15 protein-coding genes are annotated in these 12878 nt (G+C 73.5%); 8 read left to right on the top strand and 7 right to left on the bottom strand.

Going from position 1 to position 12878, the window contains the following annotated elements:
* The first annotated feature begins 80 nt into the window (after positions 1–80).
* Both AB0D46_RS20335 and AB0D46_RS20330 read left to right on the top strand, forming a co-directional pair.
* Positions 81–500 carry a hypothetical protein gene (locus AB0D46_RS20335; protein WP_362879201.1) on the top strand — a complete coding sequence of 140 codons (420 nt, stop codon included), beginning with the start codon at positions 81–83 and terminating at the stop codon, positions 498–500.
* Between the two features lie 25 nt (positions 501–525).
* Positions 526–1419 carry a fused MFS/spermidine synthase gene (locus tag AB0D46_RS20330; protein WP_362879200.1) on the top strand — a complete coding sequence of 298 codons (894 nt, stop codon included), beginning with the start codon at positions 526–528 and terminating at the stop codon, positions 1417–1419.
* A 21-nt stretch (positions 1420–1440) separates the two neighbouring features.
* Here AB0D46_RS20330 and AB0D46_RS20325 read toward each other — a convergent pair whose 3' ends face one another.
* Positions 1441–1977, bottom strand: a complete 537-nt coding sequence (locus AB0D46_RS20325) for a hypothetical protein (protein ID WP_362879198.1) — start codon at positions 1975–1977, stop codon at positions 1441–1443.
* Positions 1978–2054: 77 nt separating this feature from the next.
* Here AB0D46_RS20325 and AB0D46_RS20320 point away from each other — a divergent pair, with 77 nt between their 5' ends.
* From AB0D46_RS20320 to AB0D46_RS20305, 4 genes are all read left to right on the top strand, one after another.
* The gene (locus tag AB0D46_RS20320; protein WP_362879197.1) at positions 2055–2741 is read left to right on the top strand and encodes a response regulator transcription factor; all 687 of its coding nucleotides are present in this window, start codon (positions 2055–2057) and stop codon (positions 2739–2741) included.
* Positions 2738–4135: a HAMP domain-containing sensor histidine kinase gene (locus tag AB0D46_RS20315; protein WP_362879195.1), complete on the top strand. Its 1398-nt coding sequence runs from the start codon at positions 2738–2740 to the stop codon at positions 4133–4135. The genes AB0D46_RS20320 and AB0D46_RS20315 overlap by 4 nt, the downstream gene beginning before the upstream one ends.
* 61 nt (positions 4136–4196) lie before the next feature.
* Positions 4197–4532: a hypothetical protein gene (locus tag AB0D46_RS20310; RefSeq protein ID WP_362879194.1), complete on the top strand. Its 336-nt coding sequence runs from the start codon at positions 4197–4199 to the stop codon at positions 4530–4532.
* A 15-nt stretch (positions 4533–4547) separates the two neighbouring features.
* Positions 4548–4847, top strand: a complete 300-nt coding sequence (locus tag AB0D46_RS20305) for a hypothetical protein (RefSeq protein WP_362879192.1) — start codon at positions 4548–4550, stop codon at positions 4845–4847.
* 115 nt (positions 4848–4962) lie between these two features.
* Here the strand turns inward: AB0D46_RS20305 and AB0D46_RS20300 are convergent, their stop codons facing one another.
* Both AB0D46_RS20300 and AB0D46_RS20295 read right to left on the bottom strand, forming a co-directional pair.
* The gene (locus AB0D46_RS20300) at positions 4963–5406 is read right to left on the bottom strand and encodes a hypothetical protein (protein ID WP_362879190.1); all 444 of its coding nucleotides are present in this window, start codon (positions 5404–5406) and stop codon (positions 4963–4965) included.
* A gap of 258 nt (positions 5407–5664) precedes the next feature.
* Positions 5665–6162, bottom strand: a complete 498-nt coding sequence (locus tag AB0D46_RS20295) for a MarR family transcriptional regulator (protein ID WP_362879188.1) — start codon at positions 6160–6162, stop codon at positions 5665–5667.
* Between the two features lie 137 nt (positions 6163–6299).
* Between AB0D46_RS20295 and AB0D46_RS20290 the strand changes: the two genes are divergently transcribed.
* Positions 6300–7124 (top strand): NAD(P)H-binding protein, encoded by an 825-nt coding sequence (locus AB0D46_RS20290; protein WP_362879187.1) that lies wholly within the window; start codon positions 6300–6302, stop codon positions 7122–7124.
* 58 nt (positions 7125–7182) lie between these two features.
* Here AB0D46_RS20290 and AB0D46_RS20285 read toward each other — a convergent pair whose 3' ends face one another.
* From AB0D46_RS20285 to AB0D46_RS20270, 4 genes are all read right to left on the bottom strand, one after another.
* The gene (locus tag AB0D46_RS20285) at positions 7183–8520 is read right to left on the bottom strand and encodes a GH1 family beta-glucosidase (protein WP_362879186.1); all 1338 of its coding nucleotides are present in this window, start codon (positions 8518–8520) and stop codon (positions 7183–7185) included.
* Positions 8517–9341 carry a carbohydrate ABC transporter permease gene (locus AB0D46_RS20280; RefSeq protein ID WP_362879184.1) on the bottom strand — a complete coding sequence of 275 codons (825 nt, stop codon included), beginning with the start codon at positions 9339–9341 and terminating at the stop codon, positions 8517–8519. Before AB0D46_RS20280 ends, AB0D46_RS20285 begins: the two co-directional genes overlap by 4 nt.
* Positions 9338–10294 (bottom strand): sugar ABC transporter permease, encoded by a 957-nt coding sequence (locus AB0D46_RS20275; protein ID WP_362879244.1) that lies wholly within the window; start codon positions 10292–10294, stop codon positions 9338–9340. The genes AB0D46_RS20280 and AB0D46_RS20275 overlap by 4 nt, the downstream gene beginning before the upstream one ends.
* A gap of 67 nt (positions 10295–10361) precedes the next feature.
* Positions 10362–11678 carry an extracellular solute-binding protein gene (locus AB0D46_RS20270; RefSeq protein ID WP_362879183.1) on the bottom strand — a complete coding sequence of 439 codons (1317 nt, stop codon included), beginning with the start codon at positions 11676–11678 and terminating at the stop codon, positions 10362–10364.
* Positions 11679–11780: 102 nt separating this feature from the next.
* Here AB0D46_RS20270 and AB0D46_RS20265 point away from each other — a divergent pair, with 102 nt between their 5' ends.
* Positions 11781–12827, top strand: coding sequence for a LacI family DNA-binding transcriptional regulator (locus tag AB0D46_RS20265; protein WP_362879181.1), 1047 nt, complete (start codon positions 11781–11783; stop codon positions 12825–12827).
* Positions 12828–12878 lie beyond the last annotated feature (51 nt).

Raw genomic sequence — 12878 nt, 5'->3', positions numbered from 1 at the left:
CCGCCGCATCCGTTGACGCTCCGGTGCGTTGGACCCATGCGGATACGGATCGAGGAGGGGTTCCCTTGGTGGAGGCCGGCATGGACAGCACTGGAACGGACTTCGCGCCCGAGACCGGCGCGACCGTCATCGACACCCCCGACGCCCCCGACCTGGTGACCGTCCCCACCCGGCAGGGCCTGGAGGCCGTCGACATCATCCGTCGCGGCGCCGGCCTCACCGCCCCCGGCGTCGGCCCCGTCCTGCACGACGGCTCCGGCGCCACCCTCGGCTTCCTCGTCCCCCCGGGCACCGCCGACGGCTGGGACCTGCCCGGCAGCGCCTGTACGCAGACCAACGGACGCGGCATGCGCTTCGGCGAGGCCGCCTCGCCCACGGCCGGCGGCACCGGCTGGCTGCTCCCGCCCGAAGCCGTCGGACCGGTCACCGACCCGGCGGTGCTGCGCGCGGCGCTCGGCGAGGCCGCCCGGCTCATCGAAGCGGCCGACAACTGTCGCTGATGCGCTGACCAGCCATAATGGAGCCGTGGCAGGCAAGAGCAAGGGCAACAGGGGTGGCAAGGGCGGCGGCGGCGGACCGCGCGGGAGCGCGGAGCCGGTCTCCGGGCAGGTGGGCGGCGGCCTGGCGGAGCTGGCGCCCGACCGCGAGCGCGCCCGCGCCTGGACCCTGCTGATCGACGGAGCCCCCCAGTCCCACGTGGACCTGGACGATCCCGGGTACCTGGACTTCTCGTACCAGCGCCGGATCGGCCACCTGATCGACCTCGTCGCCCCCGCCCGGCAGCCGTTGAACGTGGTCCACCTGGGCGGCGGCGCCTTCACCCTGGCCCGCTACACGGCCGCCGGCCGGCCCCGCTCCACCCAGCAGGTCGTCGAGATCGACGGCGCCCTGGTCACCTTCGTACGCGAACACCTGCCGCTGGATCCCCAGGCACGCATCCGGGTCCGCGCCGTGGACGCCCGGGCGGGCCTGGCCAAGATCCCCGACGGCTGGGCCGACCTCGTCATCGCCGACGTCTTCAGCGGCGCCCGCACCCCGGCGCACCTGACCAGCACCGAGTTCCTGGACGACGTACGCCGGGCCCTGGCGCCCACCGGCTGGTACGTGGCGAACCTCGCGGACGGTCCGCCGCTGACCCACCTGCGGAGCCAGATCGCCACCGCCGCCTCCCGGTTCACCGAACTGGCCCTGGCCGCCGACCCGGTGGTGTGGCGGGGCAAGCGCTTCGGCAACGCGGTGCTCGTCGCCGCCGACCGGGAGCTGCCCGTCGCGGAGTTCACCCGCCGGGTCGCCGGCGACCCGCACCCCGGCCGGGTCGAACACGGCCGGGCCCTCGCCGACTTCACCGGCGGGGCCGCGCCCGTCGCGGACGCCTCGGCGGTCGCCTCGCCGCAACCGCCGCCCTCGGTGTTCCGGTAGGCGGCCGGGTCCCGTCCCCGCTCAGCGCTCGTCGAACTCCACGCGCGGGGCGGTGTCGTGCCAGGTGCAGAACACCGACGACTCCCGGCCGTCGCGGGTGAAGGTGACCCGGATCCACAGGTCCTGCTTCCACACCTGCATCCGCCACCCCGCCTCCGGCGTCGCCGACACCAGCTCGGCCGAGGCGGTCCCGAGGTCGAGGACGACCCGGCCGCCCGTGACCGAGTACCCCTTCACCCGACCCGATGCCTCCGGCCCCCGGGACGGCGCGGCGGCCGGCGGCGGCGACTTCGGCCTCGCCGCCGGGGCCGGATCCGACGCGGAGGCCGAGGGGGAGGGCGTCGCGGACGGCGACGGCGACGAGGGGGGCGAGGGGGACGGCGACGGGGACTGCGTGCCGTGCGTCGAGGAGGACAGCGGGGTCGTCGTCAGGGGCACGGCCAGCGGCGGATCGTAGGCGGTCCCGGACATGACGGTGCGCACGCCCCACCACGACAGGGTCACGGCCGCGGCGGTCGCCAGGATCCAGGCCATGGCATGTACAAGTCCTCGACGCATCGGGGACATACTGCACCACCCGCCCCAGAGGTGGCCCGGCGCCTCCTGGGGTCCCCCGAATGGACTACCGTGCGGCCATGGCTAGTGTGCTCGTGGTCGAGGACGACCAGTTCGTACGTTCCGCCCTGATCCGGCACCTGACCGAGGCCTCCCACACCGTGCGGAGCGTCGGCACCGCCCTGGAGGCGTTGCGCGAGGTCGCCCACCACCGCTTCGACGTGGTGATACTCGACCTCGGCCTGCCCGACCTCGACGGCGCGGAAGCCCTCAAGATGCTCCGCGGCATCACCGACGTCCCCGTCATCATCGCCACCGCGCGCGACGACGAGGCCGAGATCGTCCGGCTCCTCAACGACGGCGCCGACGACTACCTCACCAAACCCTTCTCCGTCGAACACCTCTCCGCCCGGATGGCCGCCGTCCTGCGCCGAGCCCGCGCCACCGGCGCCGAACCCCCCTCGCGGGTGCTGCGCGTCGGCGGGCTCGCCATCGACCCGTTGCGCCGCCAGGCGGAACTCGACGGGGCCGTCCTCGACCTCACCCGCCGCGAGTTCGACCTGCTCGCCTTCCTCGCCGGCCGGCCCGGGGTGGTCGTGGCCCGCCGCGAACTGCTCGCCGAGGTGTGGCAGCAGTCGTACGGCGACGACCAGACCATCGACGTGCACCTGTCCTGGCTGCGCCGCAAGCTCGGCGAGACCGCCGCCCGCCCCCGCTACCTCCACACGCTGCGGGGCGTCGGCGTGAAACTGGAGCCGCCGGCGTGAGGTGGGCCCTGGTCAAGGTGTGCCTCGCCGTCACGGTGATGGTGGTCGTGGCCTTCGCCGTCCCGCTCGGCATGGTCGTGCAGGAGATGGCCAGCGACCGGGCCATCTCCAACGCGGAACGGCAGGCCGCCACCATGGGGCCGACCCTGTCCATCACCACCGACCCGGTGCAACTGCGCAAGGCCGTCGAGTCGACGCAGATGGGCGCTGCCGGCCGGATGGCCGTCCACGTACCCGCCATCGGCGGGACCGGGCCCGTCGACATCGGTGACGGTTGGGCGGGCGCGCACGTCGTCGCCGAGGTGCGCGGCCTCGGACGGGCGACGACCGCCCACGTCGGCGGCGGCGACTCCGTCGTGCTCCAGCCCACGGCCCTCGGCTCCGGGGACATCGCGGTCATCGAGATCCTGGTGCCGGAGAACGAGGTCAGCAACGGCGTCACCACCGCCTGGCTGGTCCTCGCAGGCGTCGGATTCGCCCTGATCATCGGCTCGGTCGCGGTCGCCGACCGGCTCGGCGCCCGCCTCGTACGGCCCGCCGAACGGCTCGCGGACGCCGCGCACCAGCTCGGCGAGGGGCGGCTCGGAGCCCGGGTGCCCGAGGAGGGGCCCAAGGAACTCCGGTCGGCGGCCGTGGCGTTCAACTCGATGGCCGACCAGGTCGTCGAACTCCTCGCCAACGAACGGGAACTCGCCGCCGACCTCTCCCACCGGCTGCGCACGCCCCTGACCGTGCTGCGGCTCAACGCGGCCTCCCTCGGCGACGGTCCGGCCGCCGAACACACCCGGGCCGCCGTGGAGCAGCTGGAACGGGAGGTCGACACGATCATCCGTACCGCCCGTGAACAGCGGCCCGTCTCGCAGGGGTTCGCGGGCGCGGCCGGTGGTGCGGGAGCCGGCTGCGACGCCTCCGAGGTGATCCGTGACCGGATGGACTTCTGGTCGGCGCTCGCCGAGGACGAGGGCCGCGAGGTGCGGCTCGCCGGCGTGGACCGCGTCGTGCGCATCCCCGTCGCCCGGCCCGAACTCGCCGCCGCGCTCGACGCCATGCTCGGCAACGTCTTCCGGCACACCCCCGAGGCCACCCCGTTCGCCGTCGACGTGCACGACGCGGGCGACGCCGTCATCGTCCTCGTCTCCGACGCCGGACCCGGCATCGCCGACCCGGACGCCGCCCTGCGGCGCGGCAACGACGGAGGCCGCGACGGCTCGACGGGCCTCGGACTGGACATCGTGCGCCGGGTCGCGGAATCCACCGGCGGCGACGTCCGGCTGGGCCGCTCCGTCCTCGGGGGGACCGAGGTCCGGGTCTGGATCGCCCTCGACGACCGCGCCCGGGGCGGCGACCGCGGCGCCGGCGGCCGCCGCACGCGGCGCAAGCGGCGGGGCGACTGACGGGGCGGGTTGGGCCATCCGTACGGCGCTCGGTGACGGCACCGTCACCGGCCGGGACTACATGGCCGTATGGGGCGTGGCCCTGGTCGCCGTCATCGGCGGCTCCGTCGCCGCCGGGCGCCGGACGCTGCTGCACGCCCTGCTGAGGAACGAGGGCTACGGCGGCTCCCTGCTCGGCCTGCACCTGTACCTGTACCTGTACCTGTGGGCGTGGATCCTGTTCACCGTCTCGGCCGTCGCCATCGGCGTCGTCCTCGCCGTCGCCCACGCGACGGCGGACCGCGTCGTTCCGGCGGCCCTCCCCGGACCCCGACCTCCCGGGCTCCTTCCCGGGGCCGGCCCCGGACGGGGGCTCAGATGTTGCCCCGCGCCCGCAGCGCACGGAGCGTGGGCGTGACGGAAGGAGCCCCGCATGAGAGTCATGCTCCGCGCCCACATGGAAACCGCCGCGGCCAACGAGGGGATCAAGACCGGCTCGCTGCCGCACACCATCAAGAAACTGATGGACACGGTCAAGCCGGAGGCCGCCTACTTCGGACTGCACGAGGGCGTGCGCTCCTGCTGGATGGTCTTCGACCTCCAGGACAGCGCGATGGTCCCGGCTCTGGTGGAGGACCTCTTCCTCCAGCTCAACGCGGAGATCGAGGTCGCTCCCGTCATGAATGCCGAGGATCTGGCGAAGGGCCTCGCGGCCTTGGGCGGGGGGCGTTAGGCCCTGAGTCGCATCGCCTTCGGTACGGGGACGGTCCGTCCGGCGGCATCCCGCGCGGATCGTCCCGTACGGATCCTCCCGGGCGGGTCATGCCGTACGGATCCTCCCGGGCGGATCATGCCGGTCCGGGGCGGAAGCAGGCCGGACGGGTCGCGGCCAGGGCCAGGGCCAGGGCCGTCGAGGCGGCGGCCGCCGCGCAGGAGACGGCGAACGCGGCCCGGTACCCGTACGCCGCGGCCAGCGGCCCGGCGGCGGCCGCCGCCAACGCCTGACCCAGGATCAGGCCGCTGCCCACCACCGTCATCGCCTCGGCCATCCGTTCCGTGACCAGTTCCGTCGCCGGCTTACTGACCGTGGCCCGGCCCGGTACGGCCGAACTGACGGTGCGGCTGCGCTGGACGATCGGCGTCCAAGCGGCGCTGTCGCTAACATTCCTGGCGGTGTCCGGAACGGTCCGCGCCGCCTTCGCCGTCGCCGTCGCCGGCATCGGCCTGGCCGTCGCCCGCACCTCATCGCCCTGTTCGGGCTGGTGGAACGGGCCGGCCCGGTGGCCGCCCATGCGAGGAACGCGAACACGGGCAGGGCGGGGCCGCCGAGCGCGAACACCCCGCGGAAGCCGCCGGCGGCGGGGGCCGGCTCCGGGCGTGGGGCCGGGCGTGGGGCCGGGGCCGGCGGCGGTGTCGGGAAGGGCGTCGGGCATGGCCGGGCAACCTCAGCCGCACGCCGATCCTCCCGTGTCTCCGGCGCGCGTCGTTGCCCGTGGGGCGGGACGGTAGCCGCGGAACGGGGGCCTTGGTAGCCCCGGAGCAGGGGGTGGTCAGGCGGGGTCGCCGGAGTTCAGCCGCTGGGCCTGCGCCCGGCCGACCTCGGCGGCGCGGTGGAGGTAGTCGGCGATGAGCGCGAGTTCGGTGTCGGAGTAGCGGTCCAGTACGGCCCCGAAGGCCCGGCCGGGGGTGTCCCAGGCCTGGTGGATCCGGTCGCGGGCGGCGGGGGAGAGGACGACGAGGGAGCGGCGCCGGTCGTGCGGATCGGCCCGCCGCTCGACGATGCCCGCCTTGACCAGCCGGTCGACGAGACGGGTGGCGGACCCCGAGGTCAGCCCGGTGAGGCGGGCCACGTCGCCGGTGCTGACGGGCCCCGGCTCCAGGTCCAGGAGGCCGACGCACTGGAGGTCGGTGGGGTGCAGGCCGACGTGATCGGCCATGGCCTGGCTGAAGAGCGAGTAGTCGGCGTAGTGCCGCTGGCTCTCCGTGACGATGCGCGCGAGCAGTTCGGCGCGGCTCCACTCACCCGTACGGGGGGAATCCGTTGACATCGGCCTCTCCATGCCTGAGATTTAACTGTGTGGCGCAGAGAATGTATCGCGCAGAATCTGCGTCACGTACTCAGCTTACGGCACACCGAAGTCGTCACCCGAACCCATCAGTCTCACGAGCAGATCAGGAGATCGACATGTCGATCCTCGTCACCGGCGGCCGCGGCGCCGTCGCCCGTTCCCTCACCACCCTCCTCGCCGGTCGCGGACTCCCTTACCGGCTCGCCTCGCGCGAGCCCGACACGCCCGAGGCCGTGCGTTGCGATCTCGCGGATCCCACCACCTTCGCCGGGGCGCTGGCCGGGATCCGCGCCGTCTTCCTCTACGCCGAAGCCGCCGGGATCGAGGCGTTCGTCGAGGAGGCCGGCGCCGCCGGGGTGGAGCACGTGGTGCTCCTGTCCTCCTCCGCGGTGATCACGGAGGACGCCGCCGTGAACCCCCTCGCAGCCGCCCACCTCGCCGTCGAGGAGGTCCTGTCGGCCTCCTCGCTGCACACCACCCTGCTGCGCCCCGGGGCCTTCGCGGGGAACGCCCGCGGCTGGTCCTCGTCCCTCGTCGCCGGTCGGCCCGTCCGACTGCCCTACCCGGGAGCGCACTCCGCCCCGATCCATGAGGCCGACATCGCGGAGACGGCCCTCGCCCTGCTCACCGACCCGGGCCGCGGTGGCGGGGCCCACACCCTGACCGGGCCGCAGTCCCTGACCTTCGCGACCCAACTCGCGATACTCGGCTCCGTCCTCGGCCGGACCCTGCCCTACGAGAAGGCCACCCCCGAACAGTGGAAGGCCGAGGTGGCCCCGTACCTGCCCGGCTCCATGGCCGACGCGCTCCTCGGCTACTGGGCTGCCGCCGAAGGCCTCCCGACCGCCACCACCGACACCGTCGAACGGTTCACCGGACACCCGGCGCGGTCCTTCGAAACCTGGGCCGAGGAGAACGCCGCCGACTTCCGCAGGCCGTAGCGGTGGGGTGGGCAGCCGGGGGTGGGCGGCCAGGGCGGGCGGCACCGACCGCCGGCGGTCAGAGGGTGCCCGTGCGGGCCAGGCGGGCGTACCAGCGGGCGCTGGAACGGGGGGTGCGGGTCTGGGTCTCGTAGTCGACGTGGACGATGCCGAACCGCTTGCTGTAGCCGTAGGACCATTCGAAGTTGTCCATCAGCGACCACAGGAAGTACCCGCCGACGGGCGCGCCGTCGCCGATCGCCCGGTGGATCGCCGACAGGTGCTCCCGCAGGTAGCCGATGCGCCGGGGGTCGTGCAGGTCCGGCGCGTACGCGGCCCCGTTCTCGGTGACCATCAGGGGCAGGCCCGGGACCTCGGCGCTGAACCGCATCAGCAGGTCGTAGAGGCCCGTCGGGTCGATCGACCAGTCCATGTCGGTTCGTTCGCCCGGCGGTTGGTGGAAGGCGACGCCGTCCGCCGCGGGCCAGGGGGAGTGGCCGGTGGCACCGTGGCCGTCGGCGCGGGGGCCGTCGGAGGAGGCCGAGACCACCGCCGGGGTGTAGTAGTTCACGCCGAGGAAGCCGAGTGGCTGGTGGATGAGGGCCTCGTCCCCAGGCCGGACGAAGGACCAGTCCGTCAGCGCCGCCGTGTCCGAGAGGAGGTCTTCGGGGTAGGCGCCGTGCAGCAGGGGACCGGTGAAGATCCGGTTCGCGAGGGCGTCGATGCGGCGCTGGGCGTCCAGGTCACCGGCCGAGTCGGTCAGCGGCCGCACCGCGCTCGGGTTGAGCGCGATGCCAGTCCGGACGTGTGAGGGCAGGGCCGCGGCCGCCATCCCGTGGGCCAGGTTCAGATGGTGGGCGGCCCGCAGGGCGTCGGCCGGATCGGTACGGCCCGGGGCGTGAACCCCGGAGGCGTAGCCGAGGAACGCGCTGCACCAGGGCTCGTTGAGCGTGGTCCAGAGCCCGACCCGGTCGGCGAGGACGTCGGCGACGGTCCGCGCGTACCCGGCGAAGGCGTGGGCCGTCTCCCGGGCCGGCCACCCGCCCGCCTCCTCCAGGTGCTGCGGCAGGTCCCAGTGGTACAGGGTCACGCAGGGCTCGATGTCATGGGCGAGGAGTTCGTCCACGAGCGCGTCGTAGAAGCCGATCCCGCCGGCCAGGACGCGGGGCCAGGACACCGAGAACCGGTAGGAGCCCAGACCGAGTTCCGCCATCAACCGGACGTCCTCCCGCCACAGCCGGTGGTGGTCGACGGCCACGTCACCCGTGTCACCGCCGTGCACCTTGCCCGGCGTACGACAGAAGGTGTCCCAGATCGACGGCCCGCGCAGCCCGGCCGCGCCCTCGATCTGGAAGGCGGCCGTGGCCGCTCCCCAGAGGAACCCCTTCGGGAATCGCATGTCCCCCACGCCGTTCATCCCTTCACCGCTCCCTGCATGATGCCGCCCACGATCTGGCGGCCGAAGACGACGAACACCAGCAGCAGCGGGAGCGTGCCCAGCAGCGCACCCGCCATGATCACGGACTGGTCGGGGACGTAGCCCCGGCCCAGCCCCGTCAGGGCCACCTGCACCGTCGGGCTGCCGTTCTGGGTCAGCGCGACGATCGGCCAGAAGAAGTCGTTCCACGTCATGACGAAGGTCAGCATCCCGAGGACCGCCATCGCCGGCCGGGCCACCGGGAACACCACGTGCCACACCACCCGCAACGAGTTCGCCCCGTCGGTGCGGGCCGCCTCCACCAGCTCCATCGGCAACGCCTGCGCCAGGTACTGCCGCATGAAGAACACCCCGAAGGCACACACCAGCGCCGGCAGGATCACCGCCTGCAGCCGGTCCGTCCAGGAGAGTTCGGCGACCAACATGTACAGCGGGACCACGCTCAGCTGCGGCGGGATCAGCATCGTCCCGACCACCAGCGACAACAGGACCCGGTGCCCGCGGAACCGCAGCCGGGCGAAGGCGAACCCCGCCATCGTCGACAGCACGACGGTCACGGCCGCGACCGTACCGGCGACGACGACCGTGTTCAGCAGGGCGGCGCCCATGTTGGCGTCGGTCCAGGCGACCCGCAGGTTGCGCCCCAGGTTCCCGCCGAACCAGAACGGCGGCGGGGTCTGCGCCAGCCGCGTACTGCTGCGCGAGGCCGCGATCGCCGTCCACACCAGCGGGAACAGCGATCCGACCGTGAACAGGGCGAGCACGGCGTACGTCAGCCGGCCCGCGCGCAGTGACCTCATCGCTTCGCCCCCCGTCCCCGCAGCAGCCGGGCGGCCCCCGCGACCAGCAGCAGCATCAGGAACATCGCCCAGGCGATCGCCGAGGCCCGCCCCAGGTGCAGGTTCACCCACCCCTGCTCGTACAGGTACAGCCCCAGCGTCTGGAACTGGTGGTCCGAGCCGCCCGTCGCGCCCGCTCCCGCGTTGAACAGCAGCGGCTCGCCGAACAGTTGGGTCGCCCCGATCGTGGAGACCACACAGGTGAAGAAGATCGTCGGGCGCAGGGAGGGCACCGTCACGTGGACGAACTGTTGCCACCGCGAGGCCCCGTCCAGGGCGGCCGACTCGTACAGCTCCCCGGGGATGGCCTGCATCGCCGCCAGGTAGATCAGCGCGTTGTAGCCGGTCCAGCGCCACACCACGATCGCGGACACCGCCAACTGGGAGGCCAGCGGCCCGTTCTGCCAGTCGACCGCCCCGATCCCGACGCTGGAAAGGGCCCAGTTGACCATTCCGTAGTCCCGGCCGAAGAGCAGCACGAACACCAGCGTGGCCGCGGCCACGGAGGTCGCGTACGGAGTGAGGACCACCACCCGGAAGAACGCCGAGCCGCGCATCCGGTAGTTGAGGAGGTGGGCGAGCCCCAGCGCGATCGCCAGCTGCGGCACCGTCGACAGCAGCCCGATGGTGACGGTGTTGCGCAGCGCGTTCCAGAAGAAGGCGTCGTCCCACAGCCGGGTGAAGTTCCGCAGCCCCACCCAGGTCATGGCGTCCGGGTCGGTCAGCTCGACCTGGTGCAGCGCCGCCCAGCCCGTGTACAGCAGCGGGAACAGCCCGAAGGCGGCGAAGAAGAGGAAGAAGGGCGCCACGAAGGCGTACGGGCTCCAGCGCAGGTCCCACCGGTAGCGGCGCGAGCGCCACACCTGAGCCCGCCCGGACCCCCGGCCCCCGGCCCCGCCCTCCCCGCCCCGCACGCGGCGGGCGGGGGAGGCCGGGGCCGGGGCCGTGCCCGAAGCCGCGGTCGTGTCGGTCACCGGGACCTCACCGGTCCAGGGCGTTGTCGATGGCCTTCACCGCGGCGTCCCAGCCCTCCTGCGCGCTGCGGCCCTTCTGGTCGACCTGCAGCATCCCGATGTCCGCCAGGTTCTGGGCGATCACCAGGTCCTTCGGGCCGATCACCGTGACCGGTACCCCCTCGGCCGCCCGCGCGAAGATCTCCCCGATGGGCGCGCCCCCGAAGTACGCGTGCCGGGCGCCCGCCACCGCCGGCAGCCCGTACGAGGCGCTCGCGCTCGGGAAACTGCCGCGCTTCTCGAACAGCTTGGCCTGCTGGGCGGGAGCCGTCAGCCAGGCGGCCAGCTTCGCCGCCTCCTCGGTGTGCTTGCCGGCCTTCGGCACCACCAGGAACGACCCGCCCCAGTTGCTGGGCTTGGGCGCCCGGGCCACGTCCCACTTGTCCTTGCCCGCCGGGCCCGCCTTGTCCTGGATGTAGCCGAGCATCCAGGCCGGGCAGGAGATCGTCGCGAAGGTGCCGTTGGCGAAGCCCTGGTCCCAGGTCGGGGTGAACTGCTGGAGCTTGGCGCTCAGCCCGTCGCCGGCGAAGGAGGCGGCGAGGTCGAAGGCCCCGCGCACCGCCGGATTGGTCTTGTAGGCGACCTCGCCCCGTTCGTCGTAGAACCGCTGGGCGCTGCTCGCGGTGACGGCGGCCATCACGCCCGACGCCGAGTCGACGAACGCCTTGCCGTCCCCGGCCTTCGCCTTGTAGGCGCGGCCCGTCTCCAGGTACTTGTTCCAGTCGCCGTCCCACAGCGCGCCGACCGCCTCCCGGTCGGTGGGCAGTCCGGCCGCCGCGAAGAGGTCCTTGCGGTAGCAGATGCCCTGCGGGCCTATGTCGGTGCCGAGTCCGACGGTCGCCCCGCCCTTCGTCGTGCCCTGCGCCCACTTCCACGGCAGGTACGCGGCCTTGTCGACCCCCGCCACCTTGCCCAGGTCGAGCAGCTTGTCGGCCTGGGTCGCGGTGATCTCCGCGATGTTGTTGACCTCGACGGCCTGGACGTCGGCGAGGCCGCTGCCGCTGCCCAGGTGGGTCAGGAGCTGCGGGTAGTAGTTCTCGTTCCGCTCGATGGAGGTCTGCTCGATCCGGATCCCCGGATTCTGCGCCATGTACTCGTCGTAGAGGCCGGCCTCCTGGAGGCCGAAGGCCCCGAAGACGCCGACGGTCAGGGTCGTGCGCCCCGAGCCGCCCGACGGGGAGCCCGATTTCGGGCCCTCGTCCGGGTCCTGTGCGCAGCCGGCGAGCAGCAGAGCGGTCGCGGCGAGCGCGCCGGCCGCGGTGAGGAGATTTCTTCGGGCTCGCATCTGGGTCCTCCCTGAAGGACGGAACGTGCCGGGTGTCGTGTGACACAGTGTGGGAGCGCTCCCACAGTCGTCAAGAGGTAGATTCACAACCGGGAGGAAGCCATGAACGGGCACGGGCGCAGTGGAGGACGGCCGACCTTGGAAGAGGTAGCGGTCCGGGCCGGGGTCGGGCGGGGCACCGTCTCCCGGGTGATCAACGGATCGGCCAAGGTCAGCGACCGTACGCGGGAGGTCGTCGAGGCCGCCGTCGCCGAGTTGGGGTACGTGCCGAACCGGGCGGCCCGCGCGCTCGCCGCCAACCGCACCGACGCCATCGCCCTGGTGATCCCCGAGCCGGAGGCCCGCTTCTTCTCGGAGCCCTACTTCTCCGACGTGGTGCGCGGCGTCGGCGCCACCCTCGCCGAGACCGACGTACAGCTGGTGCTCACCCTCGCCGGCAGCGACCGCGAGCGCCGCCGGCTGGCCCAGTACCTCTCGGGGCACCGGGTCGACGGGGTGCTGCTGGCCTCGGTGCACGCCGGGGACCCGCTGCCGGAGCTGCTGACCGAGCTGGGCATCCCGGCGGTGATCAGCGGCCGGCGGTCGGCCGCCGAGACCCTGCCGAGCGTGGACTCCGACAACCTGGCGGGCGCCGCCGGCGCGGTGCGCCACCTCATCGACCGGGGCCGCCGCACGATCGCCACCATCACCGGCCCGCTCGACGTGTACGGGGCCCAGTGCCGCCTCGACGGCTACCGGCAGGCCCTGACCGCCGCCGGGCACCCCGTCGACGAGCTGCTGATCGCGGTCGGGGACTTCACCGAGGACGCCGGCCGCCGGGCCATGCGCGAGTTGCTGGAGCGGCGGCCCGCCCTGGACGCCGTCTTCGCCGCCTCGGACGTGATGGCGGCGGGCGCCCTGCGCGAGCTCCGCGCGGCCGGCCGCCGGGTCCCGGGCGACGTCGCGCTGGTCGGCTTCGACGACTCGGTCGTGGCCCGCCACATGGACCCGCCGCTGACCAGCGTGCGCCAGCCGATCGAGGAGATGGGCCGGACCATGGCCCGGGTGCTGCTGGAACGCATAGCGGGCCTGCGGGACGGCGCGGTCGAGGAGCCGGGGGAGCGGGCGCTGATCCTGCCGACCGAGCTGGTCGTGCGGGAGTCCACGTAACACCACGGCACGGCCGTACGGACGGGCCGGCGGCCACCGGCCCCGCCGGCC

Source organism: Streptomyces sp. NPDC048383, assembly GCF_040651775.1.
GTDB lineage: Bacteria > Actinomycetota > Actinomycetes > Streptomycetales > Streptomycetaceae > Streptomyces.
Note: the sequence above shows the minus strand (reverse complement) of the source record. Positions and strands in the feature narration are given on the sequence as shown.

What these genes read in the sequence shown, in the direction of transcription:
- AB0D46_RS20295 (WP_362879188.1), bottom strand. Translation starts at nt 6,162, where the DNA reads ATGTCAACGGATTCCCCCCGTACGGGTGAGTGGAGCCGCGCCGAACTG.
- AB0D46_RS20280 (WP_362879184.1), bottom strand. Translation starts at nt 9,341, where the DNA reads ATGAGGTCACTGCGCGCGGGCCGGCTGACGTACGCCGTGCTCGCCCTG.
- AB0D46_RS20285 (WP_362879186.1), bottom strand. Translation starts at nt 8,520, where the DNA reads ATGAACGGCGTGGGGGACATGCGATTCCCGAAGGGGTTCCTCTGGGGA.
- AB0D46_RS20270 (WP_362879183.1), bottom strand. Translation starts at nt 11,678, where the DNA reads ATGCGAGCCCGAAGAAATCTCCTCACCGCGGCCGGCGCGCTCGCCGCG.
- AB0D46_RS20325 (WP_362879198.1), bottom strand. Translation starts at nt 1,977, where the DNA reads ATGCGTCGAGGACTTGTACATGCCATGGCCTGGATCCTGGCGACCGCC.
- AB0D46_RS20335 (WP_362879201.1), top strand. Translation starts at nt 81, where the DNA reads ATGGACAGCACTGGAACGGACTTCGCGCCCGAGACCGGCGCGACCGTC.
- AB0D46_RS20290 (WP_362879187.1), top strand. Translation starts at nt 6,300, where the DNA reads ATGTCGATCCTCGTCACCGGCGGCCGCGGCGCCGTCGCCCGTTCCCTC.
- AB0D46_RS20265 (WP_362879181.1), top strand. Translation starts at nt 11,781, where the DNA reads ATGAACGGGCACGGGCGCAGTGGAGGACGGCCGACCTTGGAAGAGGTA.
- AB0D46_RS20320 (WP_362879197.1), top strand. Translation starts at nt 2,055, where the DNA reads ATGGCTAGTGTGCTCGTGGTCGAGGACGACCAGTTCGTACGTTCCGCC.
- AB0D46_RS20310 (WP_362879194.1), top strand. Translation starts at nt 4,197, where the DNA reads ATGGCCGTATGGGGCGTGGCCCTGGTCGCCGTCATCGGCGGCTCCGTC.
- AB0D46_RS20300 (WP_362879190.1), bottom strand. Translation starts at nt 5,406, where the DNA reads ATGGGCGGCCACCGGGCCGGCCCGTTCCACCAGCCCGAACAGGGCGAT.
- AB0D46_RS20305 (WP_362879192.1), top strand. Translation starts at nt 4,548, where the DNA reads ATGAGAGTCATGCTCCGCGCCCACATGGAAACCGCCGCGGCCAACGAG.